This window comes from Geotalea uraniireducens Rf4 (assembly GCF_000016745.1).
Lineage (GTDB): Bacteria > Desulfobacterota > Desulfuromonadia > Geobacterales > Geobacteraceae > Geotalea > Geotalea uraniireducens.
This window is the reverse complement of the sequence record NC_009483.1, coordinates 4,703,860-4,726,388: the sequence shown is the minus strand read 5'-3', so window position 1 is coordinate 4,726,388 and position 22,529 is coordinate 4,703,860. Positions and strand designations below refer to the sequence as shown.

Annotated in this window: 24 protein-coding genes; 23 read left to right on the top strand and 1 reads right to left on the bottom strand. The window is 55.5% G+C overall.

Annotated elements, in window-relative coordinates; translation table 11 throughout:
• The first annotated feature begins 24 nt into the window (after positions 1 to 24).
• Entirely contained in the window at positions 25 to 408 is a 384-nt protein-coding gene (locus tag GURA_RS20685; protein ID WP_011940848.1) for a peptide chain release factor family protein, read from the top strand.
• Here the strand turns inward: GURA_RS20685 and GURA_RS20680 are convergent.
• Entirely contained in the window at positions 388 to 2,397 is a 2,010-nt protein-coding gene (locus GURA_RS20680; RefSeq protein ID WP_011940847.1) for a proton-conducting transporter transmembrane domain-containing protein, read from the bottom strand. The genes GURA_RS20685 and GURA_RS20680 overlap by 21 nt on opposite strands.
• 393 nt (positions 2,398 to 2,790) lie before the next feature.
• On the opposite strand from GURA_RS20680, the gene rho reads away from it, so the two are divergent.
• The 22 genes from rho (at position 2,791) to GURA_RS20570 (ending at position 22,386) form a co-directional block, all read left to right on the top strand.
• Entirely contained in the window at positions 2,791 to 4,038 is a 1,248-nt protein-coding gene (gene rho, locus GURA_RS20675) for a transcription termination factor Rho (protein ID WP_011940846.1), read from the top strand.
• A 100-nt stretch (positions 4,039 to 4,138) separates the two neighbouring features.
• Positions 4,139 to 4,336, top strand: a complete 198-nt coding sequence (gene rpmE, locus GURA_RS20670) for a 50S ribosomal protein L31 (protein WP_011940845.1) — start codon at positions 4,139 to 4,141, stop codon at positions 4,334 to 4,336.
• 235 nt (positions 4,337 to 4,571) lie between these two features.
• Positions 4,572 to 5,261, top strand: a complete 690-nt coding sequence (gene thyX, locus GURA_RS20665; protein ID WP_011940844.1) for an FAD-dependent thymidylate synthase — start codon at positions 4,572 to 4,574, stop codon at positions 5,259 to 5,261.
• Positions 5,262 to 5,306: 45 nt separating this feature from the next.
• A complete protein-coding gene (locus GURA_RS20660; protein WP_011940843.1) occupies positions 5,307 to 6,221 on the top strand; it encodes a DUF1385 domain-containing protein in 915 nt (304 codons plus the stop codon).
• Between the two features lie 95 nt (positions 6,222 to 6,316).
• A complete protein-coding gene (prfA, locus tag GURA_RS20655; protein WP_011940842.1) occupies positions 6,317 to 7,384 on the top strand; it encodes a peptide chain release factor 1 in 1,068 nt (355 codons plus the stop codon).
• Between the two features lie 55 nt (positions 7,385 to 7,439).
• Positions 7,440 to 8,294: a peptide chain release factor N(5)-glutamine methyltransferase gene (gene prmC, locus GURA_RS20650; protein WP_011940841.1), complete on the top strand. Its 855-nt coding sequence runs from the start codon at positions 7,440 to 7,442 to the stop codon at positions 8,292 to 8,294.
• 83 nt (positions 8,295 to 8,377) lie between these two features.
• Positions 8,378 to 9,631 (top strand): UDP-N-acetylglucosamine 1-carboxyvinyltransferase, encoded by a 1,254-nt coding sequence (murA, locus tag GURA_RS20645; protein ID WP_011940840.1) that lies wholly within the window; start codon positions 8,378 to 8,380, stop codon positions 9,629 to 9,631.
• Positions 9,632 to 9,717: 86 nt separating this feature from the next.
• Positions 9,718 to 10,356, top strand: coding sequence for an ATP phosphoribosyltransferase (gene hisG / locus GURA_RS20640; protein ID WP_041245592.1), 639 nt, complete (start codon positions 9,718 to 9,720; stop codon positions 10,354 to 10,356).
• A gap of 79 nt (positions 10,357 to 10,435) precedes the next feature.
• Entirely contained in the window at positions 10,436 to 11,725 is a 1,290-nt protein-coding gene (hisD, locus tag GURA_RS20635; RefSeq protein ID WP_011940838.1) for a histidinol dehydrogenase, read from the top strand.
• Between the two features lie 15 nt (positions 11,726 to 11,740).
• Positions 11,741 to 12,328: an imidazoleglycerol-phosphate dehydratase HisB gene (gene hisB, locus GURA_RS20630; protein ID WP_011940837.1), complete on the top strand. Its 588-nt coding sequence runs from the start codon at positions 11,741 to 11,743 to the stop codon at positions 12,326 to 12,328.
• A gap of 34 nt (positions 12,329 to 12,362) precedes the next feature.
• Positions 12,363 to 12,989: an imidazole glycerol phosphate synthase subunit HisH gene (gene hisH / locus GURA_RS20625; protein ID WP_011940836.1), complete on the top strand. Its 627-nt coding sequence runs from the start codon at positions 12,363 to 12,365 to the stop codon at positions 12,987 to 12,989.
• 68 nt (positions 12,990 to 13,057) lie between these two features.
• Positions 13,058 to 13,795 carry a 1-(5-phosphoribosyl)-5-[(5-phosphoribosylamino)methylideneamino]imidazole-4-carboxamide isomerase gene (gene hisA / locus GURA_RS20620; protein ID WP_011940835.1) on the top strand — a complete coding sequence of 246 codons (738 nt, stop codon included), beginning with the start codon at positions 13,058 to 13,060 and terminating at the stop codon, positions 13,793 to 13,795.
• Positions 13,796 to 13,835: 40 nt separating this feature from the next.
• Positions 13,836 to 14,597, top strand: a complete 762-nt coding sequence (gene hisF / locus GURA_RS20615; RefSeq protein WP_011940834.1) for an imidazole glycerol phosphate synthase subunit HisF — start codon at positions 13,836 to 13,838, stop codon at positions 14,595 to 14,597.
• Positions 14,598 to 14,693: 96 nt separating this feature from the next.
• Positions 14,694 to 15,020, top strand: a complete 327-nt coding sequence (locus GURA_RS20610) for a phosphoribosyl-ATP diphosphatase (protein WP_041246192.1) — start codon at positions 14,694 to 14,696, stop codon at positions 15,018 to 15,020.
• Positions 15,021 to 15,156: 136 nt separating this feature from the next.
• Positions 15,157 to 15,354, top strand: coding sequence for a 30S ribosomal protein S21 (rpsU, locus tag GURA_RS20605; RefSeq protein WP_011940832.1), 198 nt, complete (start codon positions 15,157 to 15,159; stop codon positions 15,352 to 15,354).
• A 10-nt stretch (positions 15,355 to 15,364) separates the two neighbouring features.
• Positions 15,365 to 15,808 carry a GatB/YqeY domain-containing protein gene (locus GURA_RS20600; RefSeq protein ID WP_011940831.1) on the top strand — a complete coding sequence of 148 codons (444 nt, stop codon included), beginning with the start codon at positions 15,365 to 15,367 and terminating at the stop codon, positions 15,806 to 15,808.
• A 111-nt stretch (positions 15,809 to 15,919) separates the two neighbouring features.
• A complete protein-coding gene (locus GURA_RS20595) occupies positions 15,920 to 16,429 on the top strand; it encodes a CvpA family protein (protein ID WP_011940830.1) in 510 nt (169 codons plus the stop codon).
• A 25-nt stretch (positions 16,430 to 16,454) separates the two neighbouring features.
• Entirely contained in the window at positions 16,455 to 18,218 is a 1,764-nt protein-coding gene (gene dnaG, locus GURA_RS20590; RefSeq protein WP_011940829.1) for a DNA primase, read from the top strand.
• 27 nt (positions 18,219 to 18,245) lie between these two features.
• Complete coding sequence (gene rpoD, locus GURA_RS20585; protein WP_011940828.1) at positions 18,246 to 20,006, top strand: RNA polymerase sigma factor RpoD; 1,761 nt, start codon at positions 18,246 to 18,248, stop codon at positions 20,004 to 20,006.
• A gap of 104 nt (positions 20,007 to 20,110) precedes the next feature.
• On the top strand, positions 20,111 to 20,797 hold the full coding sequence (gene queC / locus GURA_RS20580; protein WP_011940827.1) for a 7-cyano-7-deazaguanine synthase QueC: 687 nt from the start codon (positions 20,111 to 20,113) through the stop codon (positions 20,795 to 20,797).
• A gap of 11 nt (positions 20,798 to 20,808) precedes the next feature.
• On the top strand, positions 20,809 to 21,666 hold the full coding sequence (gene folE2, locus GURA_RS20575; RefSeq protein ID WP_011940826.1) for a GTP cyclohydrolase FolE2: 858 nt from the start codon (positions 20,809 to 20,811) through the stop codon (positions 21,664 to 21,666).
• Positions 21,667 to 21,702: 36 nt separating this feature from the next.
• On the top strand, positions 21,703 to 22,386 hold the full coding sequence (locus GURA_RS20570; protein WP_011940825.1) for a TIGR04282 family arsenosugar biosynthesis glycosyltransferase: 684 nt from the start codon (positions 21,703 to 21,705) through the stop codon (positions 22,384 to 22,386).
• Positions 22,387 to 22,529: the final 143 nt, after the last annotated feature.

Sequence of the window (22,529 nt, the reverse complement as noted above, 5' to 3'; positions counted from 1 at the left end):
CCAATTTTGTGCTAAGGTCGAGACATGTCGATATTCGCTGTCAGTGAAGAAAAGAACAGGTGGCTCAGGCAGAAGATGGAGTCACTCGGGGTTCGGGAAGAAGATATCGATGAGCAGTTCATCCGCTCCTCGGGAAAGGGGGGGCAGCATGTGAACAAGACCTCAACCTGTGTCTATCTGAAGCACAAGCCGACCGGGATCGAGGTGAAGTGCATGCGCGAGCGGAGCCAATCCCTCAACCGCTTTCTCGCCCGGCGGGAATTGCTTGAGAAAATCGAGGCACGGGCGGGTATTGCCACTGCCGGTGACCTGAAACAGGAGAAGATACGCAAACAGAAGGCGAAACGGAAAAAGAAGGCGAAAGAAAAATATCAGGCTGCAGAACCGTTACATGGCCCAGACCAATAGCAGGCATAAGGTGATGAAGACGTAGAGGATGTAGAGGTGGAGTTGCCCGTGCTGCAGTCGCCGGATGGTGGCGAACCTTTCATCGACAGCCTTGAAAAACGGTACGATGCCCAGTTCCAGGACAGCCTCGGGAACATGGCTCGCAAACCGTGATCGTTGGGGGAAAGGCCCCGTAATATCCGGTTTTTCAACATGGGGTCGAAGTGCGCCGGCAAATAGCTTTACGATCATCTCGGCAAATGATGAGGCGCTGTACTGCATGCGGGGGGATGGTTTCAGGTAACCGCAACCCCAGGTGCCAGAGGTGCCGACCGTCTCTTGTTTGATTCGTCGGTAGAAGTCAAAGGCGAGCAGTCCCCCCAGTGTCAGCAGTGCTAAACCTAAAACGGTTATCCATCCCAAGGGGGCAGCGGATGGGATGGTCTGGCCGGTGATGACCAGTGTCGGCGCCCAACTGTAGATGGTCGGCTGGAGGAGTCTTGCGACAAGCTGGGGAAATAAGCCGATAATAACGCAAAGCGCACCCAGCAGGATCATCGGCGCACGCATTGGCCAACCGGCATCCTGAAGGGGTTCAATTTCCCGGGAGCGGCGGGCGCCAAGAAATACGATGCCGAAAACCTTGACAAAGCAGGCGACAGCCAGTGCGCCGACCAGCGCAAGGGATGGGGCGGCCAACGCCATGGCCGGGACAGCCGGTCCGCTTACGGTGTTCACTCCGCCGAAAAATCCCAGATAGATGAGATATTCACTGACAAAGCCGTTCAACGGCGGCAGTCCGCAGATGGCGACGGCTCCCAGCAGGAACAGGATGGCGGTCCAGGGCATGGCCTTGGCCAGGCCTCCCATCCGGTCTATTTCTCTGGTATGGGTGGCGTGGATGACCGCTCCTGCGCCGAGGAAGAGAAGAGATTTGAACAGTGCATGATTCAATGTGTGCAGGAGCGCTCCTGCCATGCCCAGGACGGTCAGAAGCGGCTGGCCGGTGGCTTGGCCGATGACGGCAACTCCGATTCCCATGAAAATGATGCCGATGTTTTCAATGCTGTGGTAGGCGAGGAGACGCTTGAGGTCGTGCTGGCCCAGGGCAAATGCCACGCCGAGTACGGCGGAGACTATACCGGCTACTAAGAGTGTTATTCCCCACCAAATGGGTGGTTGAGGGAAAAATGAGAGGACGCGGATGATGCCGTAAATCCCGGTCTTTATCATCACGCCGGACATAATCGCTGAGATGTGGCTCGGCGCAGTTGCATGGGCCGACGGGAGCCAGATATGCAGAGGCATCAACCCGGCTTTCAATCCGAAGCCGAACAGCGCTGTGCAGAAAATTGCGGCCGCCAGTGGCGGTGCAGGGTTTATGGCCGTCATGGCGGAAAACTGGTGGGAGGCAGCGGCACCTTTGAGCAGGCTGAACATGGCGAACAGGGCCAAGGTGCCTGTATGGGTGGCCACCATGTAGATGATGCCCGCCTCACGCACCTCGGGTTTATGGTCTTCGGTGGTCAGGACGAAATATGCGGAGAGGGCCATGACTTCCCAGGCCATGAGAAAGAGGATGCTGTCCCGGGCTATGACGAGCAAAACCAGGGCAGCCGTTAAAAGGCCGAAGAAAAATGTCAGCTTGCGCGATGTCCGCTGGTTGCTTGCTGCCGGCCAATAACCGGTGGCGTAGATGCTACAACAAATGGAGATAAGGAAAATGATGAGGAGAAAGACTGCGGAAAGATGGTCGAGGCCGATTTCGCAGGGGCCGAACGGGAGGCTGCAGGAGATGGTGTAAATGACAGGCGTTCCGTGCAAGAAAAAGATAAATGCGCCGCTCAGTCCTGCCAGGGCGGCGAGAGCGACCAGGGCGGTGGCCAGTTTTTGCCCCGTGTCCGGTGTGTCTTTCAGGAACAACCCCGGCACGCCGGACAACGCAGCGAGAGTCGCGCCAATGGCCACAAGCATTGCAGGATCCGTCATGTTTCCGAGCGCCATAGCCATTCCCTCCTCCGGTGGTAAATTATAAGGTGACGATGGTGATGCGTCAATAAAACTTATGAAATCTGCGCCTTGAAGGCTTGAAATTTTTTCGTGATATGGGATGATTTACTTTGCAGGGGAGGCGGTAGCGGCGTAATAAATTGTATTGACAAAGGCGATAATTGCGGTTTATATATCTATATCATTCCTCGATTTGGCCCAGCTTAGTTGCCTCTACATTCATACCGAGATAGAACCGACACCTCAATAACGTAACTTCAAAGATAATTACATAAGACCATTTAAGCACTTCCCCGGTAGCCCCAGGTGTAATCAACTGGAAATAATTTAAAATTTAAAATAAAGCATGGCTTTGCCGATAAAAGGTATATTTGCGTCATTGCAGGAGAACTGATGAACTTACAAGAATTAAAGGGTAAAAAAATCAATGAGCTGACCGCTATTGCCAAGGGTCTGAATATTGAGGGCGCTTCCAGTCTGCGCAAGCAGGACCTGATTTTTGCCATCCTCAATGCCCAGACCGAGAAAAACGGCATGATCTTTGGCGAGGGTGTGCTTGAAACCCTGCCGGATGGATTTGGTTTCTTGAGGGCGCCGGATTACAACTATCTGCCGGGGCCGGACGACATCTATGTCAGCCCAAGCCAGATCCGCCGTTTCAACCTTCACACAGGCGATACCGTTTCCGGCCAGATCAGGCCTCCCAAGGAGGGTGAGCGTTATTTCGCCCTGCTCAAGGTTGAATCTGTCAACCATGAATCGCCGGATGTGGCGAGGGATAAGATCCTCTTCGACAACCTGACGCCACTTTATCCCGAAGAGAAGCTGAAGCTTGAGACAACGCCCGACAATATGCCGATGCGGGTGGTGGAGCTGATAGCGCCCATCGGCAAGGGGCAGCGCGGTCTGATCGTCGCACCGCCCCGCACCGGCAAGACCATGCTGATCCAGAATATCGCCAACTCCATTGCCGAAAACCACCCCGAAGTATTCCTTATCGTCCTTCTCATCGATGAACGTCCGGAAGAGGTGACCGACATGCAGCGCTCGGTCAACGGAGAGGTGATTTCCTCCACCTTCGATGAGCCCGCCTCGCGTCATATCCAGGTGGCGGAGATGGTAATCGAGAAGGCCAAACGGCTTGTCGAGCACAAGCGGGATGTGGTGATCCTCCTTGACTCCATTACCCGTTTGGCCCGTGCCTACAATACGGTCATTCCCCCTTCCGGCAAAATCCTTTCCGGCGGCGTCGACTCCAATGCCCTGCACAAACCGAAGCGCTTCTTCGGTGCAGCCCGCAACATCGAAGAGGGCGGCTCGCTCACGATCATCGCCACTGCCCTGGTCGATACCGGCAGCAAGATGGATGAGGTCATCTTCGAAGAGTTCAAAGGGACCGGCAACATGGAACTTCATCTCGACCGCAAGCTGGTCGAGAAGCGTACCTTCCCGGCTATCGACATTAACAAGTCCGGTACCCGCAAGGAGGAACTTCTCATCGAGAAAAGCGCCCTCAACCGGATCTGGATTCTGCGCAAGGTGCTCCATCCCATGAATGTGGTGGACAGTATGGAATTCCTCATCTCCAAGCTTGAGGGGACCAAGGGTAACCAGGCGTTCCTTGATTCCATGAGTAAGTGAAAAAGGTGTTGAAAAATTAGATCAATGGTGCTAATTTAAAAACTTTCGAATGCACAAATTAAATAAGAAATCAGGGGGGCACCCCTGCGAGGAGGAAGATATGAAAGAAGGAATTCACCCCAATTACACGGAAGTTACCGTGAAATGTCTCTGCGGCAATACGTTCCAGACACGCTCCACCAAGCCTGAGATTTCCACGGAAATCTGCTCTGCCTGTCACCCGTTCTTTACCGGCAAGCAAAAGCTTATCGATACTGCCGGGCGTGTTGAGAGATTCAAGAGGCGATACGGCATGTAACAGGGCTCCTGCCTTGCGGATTTATTAGGGGGGATTTTGTCCATGGCGAAATCCCCTTAACTGTTTTTTCAAGCCGGATTTTTTGCCCAATTTGTGGTTAATTCCAATTTCAAATCAAGGATGAAATCAAGGCGGCGAGGAGTGAGGCGACGAAGGCGTACAGATGGTACGTTGAGGAGCCGAAGACGAGCCAACGAAGATAGCGCATTGGTTTGGAATTGGAATAAGGATGTCAATGAAGGTTGCGCTTCTTCAACATACCCCCGACCCGGAAATGACCGTGGCCCTTGCTGCAAGGCTTTGCTATTCGCCGGTTGCCATCGACGAGCTTAAGCAGAGGCTTTCCGGCGCCGATATCCGGACGTTCCTCGACAAGATCATGTCGCTCGGTCACCAGTCCGTGCTGGAGCATGCCTCTTTTACCTTCGGCATCGAAGGTATTTCGCGGGTAACCTCCCACCAGCTGGTACGTCACCGGGTGGCCTCCTACTCCCAGCAGTCACAGCGCTACGTTTCCCACAAAGAACGGTTTGCCGCGGTAATTCCTCCGACCATTGGCGAACGGCCTGACGTGCTGGCCCGTTTTGAGGCCCAGTTGCAGGCTTTGCATCAGGCCTATGCCGAGATGGTCGAAGCAGGAATTCCGGCGGAGGATGCCCGCTACATTCTGCCCAATGCCACTGAGACCAAAATCATGGTGACCATGAACGCCCGCGAATTGCTTCATTTCTTTGCGGTACGTTGCTGCGAGCGCGCCCAGTGGGAGATCAGGGCGATGTCACTGGAGATGCTGAAGCTGGTGAAAGGGATTGCTCCGACTATTTTCAGGGATGCCGGGCCGGGATGTCTCTCAGGCCCCTGCCCTGAAGGGACCATGACCTGCGGCAAGATTGTGGCGGTGCGGGAGTTTTTCAGGAATTTTTAGGGAACACGTCTGTCTGTACCTGTTCGCAGTCAACACGAGGAAAATATGGCAAAGATCAATATCGGCGGACAAGCGGTAATCGAAGGGGTCATGATGCGAGCGCCCCGCTCCATGGCTATTGCGGTTCGGCGGCCATCCGGTGAGATCGTCATCAAGAAGGAAGAGGTCGTTCCCCTGTCGGAGCGGTTTCCTCTGGTAAAGCTTCCCATTGTCCGAGGGGCGGTGGCGCTCTTTTCATCGCTGATCATCGGCATCACGGCGCTCAACTTCTCCGCCAATGAGGCGATGGCTGAAGAGAAGGAAGGAGAGGCGAAGCAAGAGTTGTCTTCCTGGGCCATGGCGGGCACCATGGCGGTGGCATTCGGCTTTGGCATCCTCCTTTTTTTCGTTCTCCCCCTCTACCTTACCAAACTCCTTACCCCCGTTATCGGTGAATCCAACATAATCTTCAATCTGGTGGACGGGGTGATCCGGATGGCGGTATTCCTCATTTACATCTTCTCCATATCCAGGATGGGTGACATTCAGCGGGTCTTTCAGTATCACGGGGCGGAGCATAAGTCTATTTTCGCTTTCGAGGCGGGTGAAGAGCTCACTGTTGAGAATGTGCGCAAGTACAGTTGTCTCCATCCCCGCTGCGGCACCAGCTTTCTCCTCATCGTGATGATGGTGAGCATCGTCATTTTTTCCCTGATTCCCAAGCTCTGGCCGTTCTACTTAAAGGCAGGCTCCCGGGTGATCCTTCTGCCGCTTATTGCAGGTGTTTCCTACGAACTGTTGAAATGGAGCGCCAAGCACGACCAGCTGCCGCTCGTCAAACTCCTCATCTCGCCGGGGCTTGCTCTGCAGCGGCTCACCACCCGTGAGCCTGACGACAGTCAGCTGGAGGTGGCGATACGGTCGATGTCGGAAGCACTGGAAGTGAATGCCGGTTACAAGGATGATCGCCTGGTGGTATAAGAAGCTGTAAGCTAACGTCAGTAGGCCAATGCCTGAAGGAAAACCGGTTCTTTCCATTAGTCGTTTGTCTTAAGCAATATTTCTGAGGTTGATAGATGTTTGAAAAAATTGAAGAACTGGAACGGCGATACCAGGAACTGGAAGCGCTTCTGGCCGATCCGGCAGTACTCGGCAATCAGCCGGAATTCCGCAAGCTGTCACGGGAGCATTCCGACTTGTCCGCGTTGGTGGAGTCTTACCGCAACTACAAGAAGGTTCTAGTTGAGATTACGGGAAACCGGGAATTGCTTGCCGATCCGGAAATGAAGGAAATGGCCGAGGCGGAGCTGGAGGCGCTGGAAGAACAGCAGGCGGCCCTGGAAGCCGAGATCAAGCTGCTCCTGCTCCCCAAGGATCCCAACGACAACAAGAGTGTTATCCTGGAGATTCGCGCCGGCACCGGCGGCGACGAGGCGGCCCTCTTTGCCGGCGACCTTTTCCGCATGTATGGCCGCTATGCAGAATCGAACCGTTGGCGGGTGGAGGTCATCTCTGCCTCCGAGTCGGAGAAGGGTGGCTTCAAAGAGATCGTCGCCTCCGTTGAAGGCGATGGCGTTTTTGCCAAGCTCAAATATGAATCAGGGACCCACCGTGTCCAGAGGGTGCCGGAAACCGAGGCCCAGGGGCGTATCCATACCAGTGCCTGTACAGTCGCCATTATGCCTGAGGCCGAGGACGTGGACATTGACATAAATCCTGCCGATCTGAAGATCGACGTTTACCGTTCCAGCGGCGCCGGCGGCCAGCATGTCAACACAACCGACTCTGCGGTGCGCATAACCCATCTTCCCACCGGCACAGTGGTTGCCTGCCAAGAGGAGCGGAGCCAGATCAAGAACCGCGCCAAGGCGATGAAGGTCCTCAAGACCCGCATCCTTGACACCATCATGCAGGAGCAGAGTGCCAGGCTGGCAGCCGACCGCAAGCAGCAGGTGGGAAGCGGGGACCGTAGCGAGCGGATTCGCACCTACAACTTTCCGCAGGGAAGGATGACCGACCATCGCATCGGCCTCACCCTTTACCGGCTCGATGCCATCATGGCTGGTGATATCGGCGAGATTACCGACTCCCTTCGGGTTTACTACCAGATGGAGGCGCTCAAGCAGCAGAGCGAAGCGGCTTAGCAGTGAGCTAAGAGTCTGTCATTCGCCGCCAGCCTTCAGCCGACATTGATACATTATGGCAAATCAGCAGGAAACATGGACTGTCCTCAAGGTCCTTACCTGGACCAAGGAGTTTCTGGCGCAGAAGGGGGTGGAAAACGCCCGTCTGGAGTCGGAATGGATGCTCTGCGCAGTACTCGGTCTCGACCGTGTGGGACTCTATGTCAATTTCGACAAACCGTTGACAGAGGCTGAACTGTCCGGCTATCGTGGCATGGTGACCCGCCGGAGCAAACGTGAGCCGCTCCAGTACATACTTGGCTCCCAGGAATTCATGGGGCTGGAGTTCGAGGTGTCGCCGGCCGTCCTCATTCCCCGCCATGACACGGAAGTGCTCGTGGCGGAAGCAGCGGCGCGATGCGGTGAGCATTGCAGAATCCTCGATATCGGAGTGGGGAGCGGCTGTGTCAGTGTTGCCCTGGCCAAGGCACTTCCCACGGCGACGATTCTCGGCGTGGACAGTTCTCCGCAGGCGCTGGTCCTGGCGCAGAAAAATGCCGATAAACAGGGCGTCACGGTCAGCCTGTTCGAAGGATCGCTGTTCGAGCCGTTTCAGGACCAGCGGTTCGATCTGATCGTTTCCAATCCCCCCTATATTCCGACCGATGACCTGAAGACGCTGCAACCGGAGGTACGGGACTACGAGCCGATCCAGGCCCTGGATGGAGGGGCGGACGGGCTTGATTTCTATCGCCTTATTGTCCCGGCTGCGTCTGACTATCTTAATCCCGGGGGGTGGCTCCTGTTCGAGGTCGGGGTAGGGCAGGCTGAAGCGGTGCTGGGGCTGTTGGATAAGACCGGCTTTGGCGAATTGTTCACGGCAAAAGATCCGAATGGGATTGAACGGGTGGTCGGTGGGCGACTTTTGTAGGGGCGCGGTCGTCGCGCCCATTGCGGGAAAACCAGGGGCGGGGTAATCCCGTCTGCATGAAATTGTAAAAGAGGTGTATTACATTGGATAAATTGATAATCAAAGGGGGGAAGAAGCTTGCCGGTGAAGTGACGGTGAGCGGTTCGAAGAACGCCTCCCTCCCCATTTTCATCTCCACCATCCTTGCCCCGGCCGAGCATGAGATCAGCAACGTCCCGTTCCTGCGCGACATCAACACCACGATCAAGGTGCTGGAACAGCTGGGAGCGAAGGTCGACGGCAACGGCAACATCGTCAAGATAGACACGACCGGAGTCGATAATTTCGAGGCCACCTACGAGCTGGTCAAGACCATGCGTGCTTCGGTGTTGGTTCTGGGCCCGCTCCTCGCCAGGTTCGGCAAGGCGCGGGTGTCTCTTCCGGGCGGTTGTGCCATCGGCGCCCGTCCTATAAACCTTCACCTCAAAGGATTGGCGGCCATGGGGGCGGACATAAACCTTACCCATGGCTACGTTGAGGCCAAAGCGAAGCAGCTCAAGGGTGCGCGGATCAATTTCGACGTTTCCACGGTCGGCGGCACCGAGCACCTTATGATGGCGGCCGCCACCGCCAAAGGGGAGACCATCCTGGAAAATGCCGCCCGTGAACCGGAGATCGTTGACCTGGCCAACGTCCTCACCAAGATGGGGGCACGGATCGACGGTGCCGGGACCGATACCATCCGCATTAGCGGCGTTAAAGAGCTGGGACCGGTCAGTCACCGGGTGATGCCGGACCGGATCGAGGCCGGTACCTTCATGATCGCGGCGGCAATCACTGGCGGCGACATCAAGGTCCGCAACATGCAGCTTGAGCATCTGGACGCACTGGTCTTCAAACTCCAGGATGCAGGCGTTGAAATTATCAACAAGGACAACGTGGTGCGGGTCAAGGGGCCGAGGAAAATCAAGGGTGTCAACATCAAGACCCGTCCCTATCCCGGCTTTCCCACCGACATGCAGGCCCAGTTCATGGCGCTTATGTGCCTGGCAGACAGCGCCAGCGTCATCAGCGAAAACATTTTCGAGAACCGTTTCATGCACGTTTCGGAACTGATGCGCTTCGGCGCCGACATTACCACCGAGGGGAACACCGCCACGGTCAAAGGGGTGAAGAAGCTTTCCGGCGCCCCGGTCATGGCGACCGATCTACGCGCCTCCGCATGCCTCATTCTGGCAGGATTGGCGGCTGACAACACCACCGAAGTATCTCGTATCTATCATCTGGATCGCGGATACGAGTCAATCGAGAAGAAGCTGGCGGGGCTGGGAGCAGATATCGTAAGGGTGCAGGAATAAAAGTTGTAGGGGCGCATGGCATGCGCCCTTGCCGGCAGATCAACCGTTATCGGGCGAACGCCGTTCGCCCCTACATAGAGGCGTTAATGACTGATTACATCACCATTGCCATTCCCAAGGGGCGCATCCTGCAGGATTCCGTGGCCCTCTTCAAAAAGATCGGCATCGATTGCGAGGAACTCCTCTCCGATACCCGGAAGCTCATCTTCGAAAACCCAGTGCAGCGGATGCGTTACATGATTGTCCGCGCTACTGACGTCCCCACCTATGTGGAGTACGGCTGCGCCGATCTGGGGATCGTCGGCAAGGACACCCTTCTCGAGCAGGAGAAGGACGTCTACGAACCGCTCGACCTCAAATTCGGCTATTGCCGCATGATGGTGGCCGAACCTGCCGAACTCTCCCGCGACGATGACCCGGCCGGCTGGACCAACATCCGCATTGCTACCAAGTACCCCAATTTTACGGAAAAGTACTTCACCAGCAAGGGTGTGCAGGTGGAGATCATCAAGCTCTACGGCTCAATCGAGCTGGCGCCCCTGGTGGGGCTGTCGGAGCGAATCGTTGACCTTGTCTCCACAGGTGAGACCTTGAAGCAGAACGGCCTGGTGGAGGTTGAAACCATCGCTGAAATCACCACGCGCCTCATCGTCAACCGGGCGAGTCTGAAGACCAAGCATCAGCGGATCACCGAGATAATCGAAGGACTGGAAAAGCACGTCTAAAAATCCTTTGCCACAGAGTTCGCTGGTATTCCAGCTTTCACTCGGCGTCCTCTGAGCCAAGCTACTAAAGGGTTAATCAATGCAATTTCTCGACATCCACGACAATAACTTTGAGGCGAACTTTGCCGCCATCCTGGCACGGGGCGAGGAGACCGGCAAGGAGGTCGAGCAGGTTGTTCTCGACATCATTGCTGCCGTTCGCAAGGAGGGTGATGCAGCGCTGCTCGACTACACACGGCGCTTCGACCGGCTGGAGGCCGATACCGTTGCCGATTTGGAAGTGACCGAGGCGGAGTTCAACGAGGCCTTTGTCCGGGTGGCGGATGCCGACATTTCGGCACTCAAGCTGGCGGTGGAGCGGGTGGCCCGCTTCCACGAAAAGCAGAAGCAGGAAACCTGGCTTTCCACCGACGAAAGCGATGTCCTGCTCGGCCAGATGGTGACGCCGCTCGAACGGGTCGGTATTTATGTTCCGGGCGGTAAGGCCAGTTATCCTTCGAGCGTCATCATGAACGCGGTGCCGGCCAAGGTGGCTGGTGTAGGCGAGGTGGTCATGGTTGCCCCGACCCCGGGGGGAGAGATAAATCATCACGTGCTTGTGGCTGCACGACTCTCCGGCGTGGATCGGGTTTTTCGCATCGGCGGAGCCCAAGCCGTTGCGGCGCTGGCTTACGGTACGGCGATGGTGCCGAGGGTGGACAAGATCACCGGCCCGGGCAATATCTATGTGGCCACAGCCAAGAAGCTGGTGTTCGGCCAGGTTGGCATTGACATGATCGCCGGTCCTTCCGAGATACTCGTCATCAACGACGGCAGCGGCAATCCGGCGCACATCGCCGCCGATCTCCTTTCCCAGGCCGAGCACGACGAACTTGCCTCGTCCATCCTCATCACCACGAGCCGCTCCTTCGGTGAACGGGTGGCCGCGGAAGTTGAACTTCAGCTCGGGAAGCTCAAGCGCGAGAGCATCGCCCGCAAATCGTGGGATACTTACGGTGCGGTCATCGTTGCCGGCAGCATTGCCGAGGCTATTGCATTTTCCAACCGGATCGCCCCGGAGCATCTGGAGCTGGCGGTGACAGACCCGTTTGCCATTCTGCCGCAGATACGCAATGCCGGCGCCATTTTTCTCGGCCACTTCACGCCCGAGGCGGCCGGAGACTACCTGGCCGGCCCCAACCATACCCTGCCGACCGGCGGCACCGCCCGATTCTTCTCTCCCTTGTCGGTGGACGATTTCATCAAGAAATCCTCCATCGTCTATTTCAGCGAAAGTGGACTCAATCGGCTGGGCAAAGACATCGTACGGATCGCCGAACTGGAAGGGTTGGAAGCCCACGGCAAGTCGGTCAGCATACGATTGAAATAATTTCAGGAGGCGTATATGTCGAGAAAAGCCGTCATCGAACGCATCACCAAGGAAACCCAGATAAAGCTTTCCCTGAATATCGACGGGTCGGGGGAGGCGAGGGTCTGCACCTCTGTGCCGTTTCTCGACCACATGCTCAACCTGTTTGCCCGCCATGGCCTGTTTGACCTGGAAGTGGAGGCCAAGGGCGACATCGACATCGATTTCCACCACACAGTGGAGGACATCGGCATCGTCCTCGGTGAGGCCCTGAAGCAGGCCCTAGGCGACAAGCAGGGAATCCGCCGCTACGGCCAGGCCACCGTCCCCATGGATGAGACCCTGGCAAGCGTGGCCGTCGATCTGTCGGGGCGTCCCTACCTGGTTTACAACGTCCGGTTGCCCAAGGTGAAGATCGGCGAGTTCGATGTGGAACTGGCCCGTGAGTTCTTTCAGGCCCTGACCAACAACCTGGCGGCCAATCTCCACATAAATGTCATGTACGGTGACAACGTCCATCATATTCTGGAGGCGTGCTTCAAGGCTCTGGCCCGGGCGCTCGACCAGGCGACCCAGCAGGACCCACGGATCGCCGGGGTCATGTCGACCAAAGGCAAACTGTAAAAGCGTGAAAAGTAAAGGGTAAAAAGGTGTAGTGATGATTGCTATTATTGACTACGGCATGGGCAACCTCCGCTCCGTGCAGAAGGGTTTCGAAAAGGTCGGTTTTGACGCGGTCGTCACCGCTGATCCCACGGTGGTGCTGGAAGCGGAAAAGGTCGTGCTCCCCGGCGTAGGGGCGTTTCCTGACTGCATGCGCAACCTGGAACAAGGTGGGTTCGTGGAACCGCTGCTCAAGGTAATCCGGGAGGGGCGGCCGTTTCTCGGCATCTGCCTCGGGCTGCAACTGCTCTTCACCGAGAGTGAGGAATTCGGCATCCACAAGGGGCTGGATATCATACCCGGCCGGGTGGTTCGTTTCCCTGAAGGGCTCAATGAGGGGGGCGAGGAGCTGAAGGTGCCGCACATGGGGTGGAACCAGCTCGCCATTCGCCGCCGGCCGCCGGTGTTCACCGGGATCGAGGACGGGACCAACGTCTATTTTGTCCATTCTTACTACGTCAAGCCGGACGACGAATCGGTCGTGGCAGCCACCACCGGCTACGGCATCGAGTTCTGCGCCGCCATTTGGAAGGACAACATCGTCGCCACCCAGTTCCACCCGGAGAAATCCCAGGAAAAGGGGCTCAAGATCCTGAAGAATTTCGGGGAATTAAAGGCATAAACCCACCACGGAGACACGGAGAACAGCTTAAGCACGTCTCTGTGGTGAAGGTTTGAAAAGGTATTGTTATGATTGTTATCCCGGCAATTGACCTGAAAGAAGGAAAGTGCGTCCGCCTGGAGCAGGGGCTCATGGACAAGGACACCGTTTTCTGCGATAACCCGGCCGAGCAGGCCCGTGAATGGGAAAGGCAGGGGGGGGAGCTGCTCCATATCGTCGACCTGGACGGTGCCTTTGCCGGCAAGCCCGCGAACAAAAGCGCCATCGAAGCGATCGTCAAGGCAGTGCGGATTCCAACCCAGCTTGGTGGCGGCATTCGCGATATCGAGACCATCAAGGCTTATCTCGACCTCGGCCTCTCCAGGGTGATCCTCGGCACGGCCGCGCAGCGCAACCCGAAGCTCGTGGAAGAGGCGTGCAAGCTCTTTCCTGGTCGGATCGTGGTCGGCATCGACGCCAAAAACGGGCTGGTGGCGGTACAGGGGTGGGCCGAGGTGACCGACGTCTACGCTGTGGATCTTGCACGGCTTTTCGAGGGGTACGGCGTAACCGCGGTCATCTATACCGATATCAGCCGCGACGGGATGATGCAGGGGCCGAATATCGATGCCACCCGGGCGCTGGCCGAGGCGATCAGCATTCCGGTCATCGCCTCAGGCGGGGTCTCTTCGCTCAAAGACATCGAGAACCTCATGGCTGTGGAATCTGCCGGCGTGACTGGTGTGATAACCGGCAAGGCCATATATACCGGCGCCATCAAGCTGGCCGAGGCAGTGGCGCTGACAAAAAAATGCAGGCAGGGCTGAAGCAAGTCGTTTATCTAATCTACCTTATCTAGAGGTTTTTATGCTGACCAAGCGCATTATTCCTTGCCTTGACGTGAAAGGTGGCCGGGTCGTAAAGGGGGTGCAGTTCCTGGAGCTCCGGGATGCAGGCGATCCTGTGGAGATTGCCGAAATCTACGATCGGCAGGGGGCGGACGAACTGACCTTTCTCGATATCACTGCGTCGAGCGACGCCCGCGACATCATCATCGACGTGGTGCGCCGCACAGCCGAGCGGGTCTTCATGCCCCTCACCGTGGGTGGCGGCGTGCGGACGGTGGAGGATATCCGCCGGCTTCTCAATGCCGGTGCGGACAAGGTTTCCATCAATACCGCTGCAGTGCACCGGCCGGAGTTCGTCAAGGAAGCTGCGGAGCGGTTCGGCTCCCAGTGCACGGTGGTGGCCATAGATGCCCGCCGGGTGCCGGGCGAAGATCGATGGGAGGTCTATACCCACGGTGGGCGCAATGCAACCGGGATTGACGCGGTGGAATGGGCCCAGCGCATGGAAGCTTACGGCTCCGGCGAGATTCTCCTCACCAGCATGGACCGGGACGGTACCAAGGACGGCTACGACCTGCCGCTGACCAGGGCTGTGGCCGACGCGGTTTCAATTCCCGTCATCGCTTCCGGCGGCGTGGGGAACCTGGAGCATCTCTACGACGGTTTTACCAAGGGAGGGGCAAGTGCCTGTCTGGCGGCTTCCATCTTCCATTACCGTGAGTACACCATTCAGGAGGCGAAAGAATACCTCAGGGAAAGAGGCGTACCGGTAAGGATTTAAGGTTCGAGGTACGAGGTACGAGGAAAAAGGGGCACGAGGATTTCAAAACCTCGGACCTTGTACCTTTATCCTCGTGCCTTTTTAAAAAGGAACGCGATTATGCAAAATGATGATATTCTTCAGGCCGTTTATCAGGTCATTCGGGAGCGGAAGGCCAACCCGTCGGAGCAGTCTTACACCGCTTCCCTGATGGCCAAGGGAATTGATAAGATCCTCAAGAAGCTCGGGGAGGAGGCGACCGAATTGGTGGTTGCCGGCAAGGGCGGGTCACGGGACGAGATTGTCTACGAGACGGCTGATTTGTTTTTTCATACACTGGTTCTCCTTGGCTATTACGATATCGTTCCTGACGAGGTCTATGCTGAGCTGCGTCGTCGCTTCGGGATTTCCGGCATTGCTGAAAAAGAGTCACGGGAAAAGTGAAATAGTTGAAAAAACACAAATTTCTCTTGACAATATATTAGTCGGTGCTATTATGCCTATTCCTTGTAAATTGTCTGCCGGCCTGACCTTGATCTATAAATAAGTAAATTTATATACAGGAGGGAGGGGAATATGGATGCCGGGAGTAAAGGTAAAAGAAGCTGAGCCGTTTGAGCTTGCGTTGAAAAAGTTCAAGAAACAGTGCGAAAAAGCGGGGATTCTTTCTGAGGTCCGCAAAAGAGAGCACTACGAAAAACCGAGTATCAAGAAGAAGAAAAAGGCCATTGCTGCTCGCAAGAGAGCCTTAAAAAAACAGCGTAAGATGGTAGATTAAAAGAGGATTTATGTCGTTACGTGAAAGGCTGAATGATGAGCTTAAGTCGTCCATGAAGAGTAAGGACGAACTGAAACTTTCCGTAATCCGCATGATTCGCTCGTCGATGAAGAACCGGGAAATCGATCTGAAGCATGAGCTGGATGATCGGGAAATCATCGAGATTATCAGCACCCTGTGCAAGCAGCGCAGGGAATCCATCCGGCTCTTTAGGGAAGCAAGTCGACAAGACCTGGTGGATAAGGAAGAGAAGGAGTTGGCGCTGCTGCTCGATTTTTTACCGCAGCAACTGACCCGCGAAGAACTTGAAGAACTTGTTATGAAGACTATTGCCGAATGTGGCGCACAGGGTAGTAAGGACATGGGCAGGGTGATGAAAGCTCTGCAGCCCGGCGTCGCCGGCCGTGCAGACGGCAAACTGGTCAGCGAAGTGGTCAAGGAGAAACTCGCTTAGCAATTTGGCGCGGGTCAATTTTCTTGGGCCGGATAAGCAGACTTTTTAATGGTGGGGGCGATTCTTGTGATTGCCCCTACTTTTACTTTATGGCTAATGTCAGGTGCTTGAATGATCCTTCTTGATATCCTTATCTGGGCCTTTCTGCTCGGTTTTGTGGTAAAGGGTTTCATGAAAGGTTTGGTGAGAGAGGTTTGCTCTCTCCTCGGCCTTGTTACGGGCGGCTGGGCTGCCTTTAAGTATTATTCGTATCTAGCAGAGGCTATCAGGCCTTTTATTCACCTTCCTCAACATGTGGCGCTGGTCCTGTCGTTTATCCTCATCTTCCTGATCCTCGGCCTGCTTTTCTACTTTTTCGGACACCTGCTCACCGCTATCTTCAAGATCATGCTGCTTGGGGGGATAAACCGCATTGGCGGCGTTGTCTTCGGCTTCCTGGAAGGGGCTTTTATCCTCTGCATGATATTGTATTTCGGCACGACAAAGCCGGTTCCGGAAAAGATCAAGGGATATCTCCAGAAGTCAAAGACAGCCCAATCTTTCATCCACTCAGGGAAAGAGATCATCTCCGGTTGGGATGGTGCTGCAAAACAGAGGAAGGCAGCGGTACGGCACAATTAGTCAGCAGCATACATGAAGGTTCAAGATGTCGATGATTCCGGACGATAAGGTCAGTGAAGTACGTGAACGTGCGGCAATCCTGGATGTTATCTCCGACTACGTAAGCCTCAGGAAGTCGGGTGCGAATTACCAAGGGCTCTGCCCGTTTCACGGCGAAAAAACACCTTCCTTCAATGTCAACCCTGGAAGGGGCATATTTCACTGTTTCGGTTGCGGGGTTGGTGGGAACGCCATCACCTTCATCATGAAAATTGAAGGTCTTACATTTCCCGAAGCGGTGAAGTTCCTTGCAAAGCGGGTCGGTGTGATCATAGAAGAGCGTCCCCTGACCGCAACGGAAAAGCGGCAGACCGATGAACGGGAGCTGTTTTTCAGAATAAATGAACAGGCGGCAAAGTTTTACCGCCGGGTCCTGGTTCAGGAACCGGCAGGGGAAGCGGGTCGACGTTATCTCGAGCGGCGTGGAGTGGATGCCGCTACCTCAGAGGCGTATTGCATCGGGTTTGCGCCGGATAAATGGGACGGCCTTACAAGATATCTGGAGCAGCAGCGGGTGCCGTTGCCGCTGGCGGAAAAGCTTGGACTGGTTAAGCTCAGAGACTCTGGCGGTTACTACGACACATTTCGCAACCGTCTGCTGTTTGTCATTGCCGATATGCATGGTCGACCGATCGGCTTCGGTGGACGGGTGCTCGACGATTCGTTGCCGAAATACATAAATTCGCCGGAATCTCCGATCTACCATAAGAGCGAGGTGCTTTTCGGTTTAAATCTGGCCAAGCAGGCCATGCGCGAGCAGGGAACGGCGATCATAGTCGAAGGGTACTTTGATCATCTGGCCCTATTCCAGGCAGGGGTGAGAAATGTCGTCGCCACCTGCGGCACTGCCATGACTGCCGGCCACGTTAAACTCTTGCAGCGCTATGCGGGCAAGGTCTACACCCTGTTCGACGGGGACAACGCCGGGAAAAAAGCGACCTTGCGCAGCATGGAACTTTTTCTGGAAGAAAAATATGCCGCTCACGTGATCGAACTCCCTGCAGGCGATGACCCGGACAGCTACCTGAAGAAGGAAGGTAGTGAAGCTTTTGCCGGGCAGGTGGCCAAGGCGCGCCCGATATTCGAGTTTTTCCTTTACGACCTGATGCACCAGTTCGACAGCAGAACCGTCGAGGGGAAAGTGCAGATCATCGAGCTGTTGACGCCGCGTCTCATGAAGATTGCCAACCCCATCGAACGGGATTTGTATCTCAAGGAGATATCCAGGATGCTCGGTGTCGACCTGCGGCAACTGCAGAAAAAGATCGGTCGGTCGCCCATTTCAACGGCGGATTTGGCTTCTCCGCCGGAGCGGAAAAAACGCGGCATCGGGCCGGAAGAGATGCTCGTTTCACTGATGGGGAAATACCCGGAGGTGGTAAAGCGGGTCCGGGAATATGGGGCGGCAAACCTGTTCGGTCCCGATTTGTTGCCGGTGGTGGAAACCATCATGACTCAGACGGACGCCGGCAGCGAGGTCGATTGGGGTGTGATCATGGAGCAGGTCGGGTCGGCTGAGGAGCGGAGCCGCCTTGCTGCGTTGTTCATGAATGACTGCCACCTGGAAGAGATCGACGCCAACAAGGCCTTCGATCAGTGTCGTATGAGCCGGGATCGCTCAACGCTGAAGGATAAGGACGTAAAGGAGTTGAAGAGGGAGTTGGCACAGCTGGATTCGGACTCCGAGCGCTATTGGGAGATATTAAAGATACTCGATGCCTTGCGAAATAAAAAATCGCAATTACTATAGATATGATGCTGTAAAGAGGTGGAGTAAATGGCCAAAAAAAATATGGATGAAGTAAAACAACTGATTGATCTGGGTAAGGAAAAAGGATTTCTTACCTATGAGGAGGTCAACGATCTCCTCCCCCCGGACATTGTTTCTTCCGAGCAGATTGACGACGTCATGAGTATGTTCGGGGACATGGATATCGAAATAGTCGATTCCGCGCAAAAGGTTAAGATTCCCAAGGTCAAGCTTGACCTTGAAGATGAAGAGGAACTGGAAGGCGAACAGGAAGAGGTGGAGTTTGAGCCGGGGACGCTCGGACGGACCAGCGACCCTGTCCGGATGTACCTGCGGGAAATGGGTTCCGTTTCCCTTCTGACCCGTGAAGGCGAGGTGGAAATAGCCAAGAGGATCGAGGTCGGCGAGAGGGATGTGGCGAGTGTTATCCTCAACACCCCGATCACGGTCAAAGAAGTGATCTCGCTTGGGGATAAGCTGCGCAAGTTGCAGATTGCGGCCATAGAGATAAGCAAAGAGGTCGAAGAGGAAGAGCTCGAGGAAGGTGAGGAAGATGTCCAGGCGACCAGGCTCCTGACCGTAATCGATGAGATTCGTGCCGATGACACGCGCATGGAAGAGCTTCATGCCGCCCTTGAGCAGGAGACAGTAACCAAAAGCGAGCGGGAAAATATTTTGGCGGAACAGCAGGAATTGAAGGCGAAAATGGCCGATCTTCTGAAATCCCTCCGCCTCAAGGACCGCCATATTGAGAAGATATCCCAGCGGCTGAAGGAGCTTTCCTGGAAGGTGGACAAGGTGATGCAGGAGATCGCCGACCTGGAGAAGGAAGCCGGTGTTGCCCCTGCTGATCTGATGCCTATGCTGGACAAGATGCATAAAGGTGCGGATGAGGAGAAGAAGGTCTTAAAGAAACTCGGGATTTCTCTGGAAGAAGCGCAGAAGCTGGAGAAAAGATTCAGGAACGCCGAGAAAAAGCTGAAAAAGATAGAGCAGGAGTCCGGCTTCCAGGCGACCGAGCTTTCCACCGCCCTGCTGGCCATTGAAGAGGGCGAAAGGAAGGCCAAGCTGGCCAAGTCGGAACTGGTGGAGGCCAACCTCCGTCTCGTAGTTTCCATCGCCAAGAAGTACACAAACCGTGGCCTGCAGTTTCTCGATCTGATCCAGGAAGGGAATATCGGCCTGATGAAGGCGGTGGACAAGTTCGAGTACCAGCGCGGCTACAAATTCTCGACCTACGCCACCTGGTGGATCCGGCAGGCCATTACCCGCGCCATTGCCGACCAGGCCCGCACCATTCGCATTCCGGTCCACATGATCGAGACCATCAACAAACTGATCCGCACCAGCCGCCAGCTGGTCCAGGAGATTGGCCGCGAGCCGTCGCCGGAGGAGATTGCCGAACGGATGAGCCTGCCGCTGGACAAGGTGCGCAAGGTCCTCAAGATCGCCAAGGAGCCGATCTCCCTGGAGACACCCATCGGCGAGGAAGAAGATTCCCACCTGGGGGACTTCATCGAGGACAAGGGGGTTGTTTCTCCCCTGGAGGCGGTCATCAAGGCCAACCTTTCCGAACAGACCTCGCGGGTGCTGTCCACCCTCACCCCGCGCGAAGAAAAGGTGCTGCGGATGCGTTTCGGCATCGGTGAGAAGAGCGACCATACCCTGGAGGAGGTCGGTCAGGATTTCGAGGTGACCCGTGAGCGTATCCGGCAGATAGAGGCCAAGGCGCTGCGGAAGCTCCGCCATCCGAGCCGGGCAAAGAAACTCAAGAGCTTCGTGGAATAGTTAGTTCCCTATTGCAAAAGGCCGCACCGGCAGACCGGCGCGGCCTTTTAGTTTGGCGCGCAATTAACCTCCGTTCGGAGAAAATATAATCACGAGGTAGAAAGATGCCGAAAAAAGCGGTAATCCTGTACAGCGGTGGTCTCGATTCGACCACATGCATGGCCATTGCCAAAGCCGAGGGGTTCGAGCCGTACGCCATGAGCTTTGCCTACGGCCAGCGTCACAAGGCAGAGCTTGAGCTGGCGAAGGGCAATGCGAAGCCGATGGGTGCCGTGGAGCACATGGTGGTGGAGTTCGACCTGCGCAAGATGGGGGGTAGCGCCCTGACTGCGGAGATCGACGTCCCCAAGGAGGGAGTGGGTAATGACATACCGGTGACCTACGTCCCGGCCAGGAATACCATCTTCCTCTCCTTTGCCCTCGGCTGGGCGGAAACCCTCGGCGCCTTCGACATCTTCATCGGCGTCAATGCCCTTGATTATTCCGGTTATCCCGATTGCCGGCCTGAATATATCGCCGCATTTGAGACTATGGCGAACCTGGCGACAAAGGCCGGGGTTGAGGGCGCCGGTCGGTTCACCATCCATACGCCGCTCATCCATCTCACCAAGGCGGAGATCATCAGGAAAGGGCTTTCGCTCGGTGTTGATTACGGCCGCACCCATTCCTGCTACGATCCCACCGCTGACGAGCTCGCCTGCGGTCGCTGCGATTCCTGCCGGTTGAGGTTGAAGGGGTTTGCCGAGGCGGGGATGACAGACCCTGTGAAATACGTGAAGGGTGAAAAGTGAAGAGAAAAGATATGGAAAACAAGGATAAGGGTTCTCCCCATTCACCGCAGTCCCTGAGCGATGTCCAGAAGTCCCGCGACACCCGCAACATCCCCATCAGCAAGGTAGGGGTGAAGGACATTTCCTACCCCATCGTCATAATGGACAAGAACAAATCGATCCAGCACACCGTGGCGCGCATCAACATGTACGTGGACCTTCCCCACCACTTCAAGGGGACACACATGAGCCGCTTCATCGAGATCCTCAACGTTTATCGGGAAAAGATTGCCCTCGACAACATGGAGGCTATGCTGCAGCGGATGAAGGAAAAACTAGGCGCAGGAAGCGCCCATGTGGAGATCGAATTCCCCTACTTTATCGAAAAAAAGGCGCCTGCCTCCGGCGCCAAAAGCCTTATGGAGTATACCTGCGAGTTCAGTGCGAGCCTCTCCTCGGAATTCGATTTCATCCTCGGCATCAAGGTTCCGGTCACCTCTCTATGCCCATGCAGCAAGGAGCTTTCCCACTACGGAGCCCACAACCAGCGGAGCATAATGACCGTACGGGTTCGCTATCGGGAATTCGTCTGGATCGAGGACCTCATCGAGATCGTCGAGGGGTGCGGTTCCAGCCCGGTTTATTCCCTGCTTAAACGGGAAGACGAAAAGTTCGTCACCGAAAAGGCCTACGAGAATCCCAAGTTTGTGGAAGACATGGTGCGCGAGGCGACCCAGAAGCTTTTGGCAATGGAAAAAATCACCTGGTTTTCCGTGGAAGCGGAGAACTTCGAGTCGATCCACAATCATTCCGCCTATGCAGCGATAGAAAGAGACAAACGGGAGAAGGGTGTTGATAACCCTGTTGATAAGCCCGGAAATTGTGGATAAGGCTAAATATTTTGCCTTCATGGCCCTGTATTGAAAATGCGACATAATAATAACGCGTTAATTGTTTTTGCCAAGCAGCCAATTGCAGGAAAGGTTAAAACCCGACTTACTACGGTTTTATCACCCGAAGAAGCGGCGGAACTATATCGCTGCATGCTCATCGACACCTTGTCCAAGGTTAAGCAGCTTGAGGGTGTAGATATTTACCTGTTTTTTGAAGGCAATGGAGACGCGGCATCCTATTTCGCAACGATAGCCGCCGGTATGGAGACCGTCCCCCAGCGTGGTAACAATCTGGGCGAGAGGATGATGGATGCATTTCAGCGCACATTTGAACATGGCTACGAATCAGTGGCAATCATCGGCACCGATTCGCCGGACCTGCCGGTTGGGTTCCTGGATGTAGCTTTTCAGAGGCTGGAGAAGAACGGCGTCGATGTGGTTATTGGCCCAACAGAGGACGGGGGGTATTACCTGTTGGCAATGAAACGAGTGTATTGCCGATTGTTTCGGGATGTCCCCTGGAGCAGCGACCAGGTACTGAACCTGAGCCTGGCCAGGGGGGCAGAGGCGGGGATCACTATTGGACTGCTCCCTGGCTGGTATGATGTGGACACTGTCGAGGATTTGCGGCGTCCGGGGCTGCTGGATAAAGGGAGTGGAGCACCGATGACCAGAGAGTTTATCAAAAAACTGCCACCATTCAGCATACCGGCTTAAAGCCGGTGGTGCTGACAGTAGGTTATCTTCTTGTAATTTTGACATTATTTTGTTAATTGTGCCTATCCATGAAAAATCCCTCTCCGAGCGCTACATTTGCACCCAGTATAACACCCCTGCCAATAACTCCGGAGTAATTACCT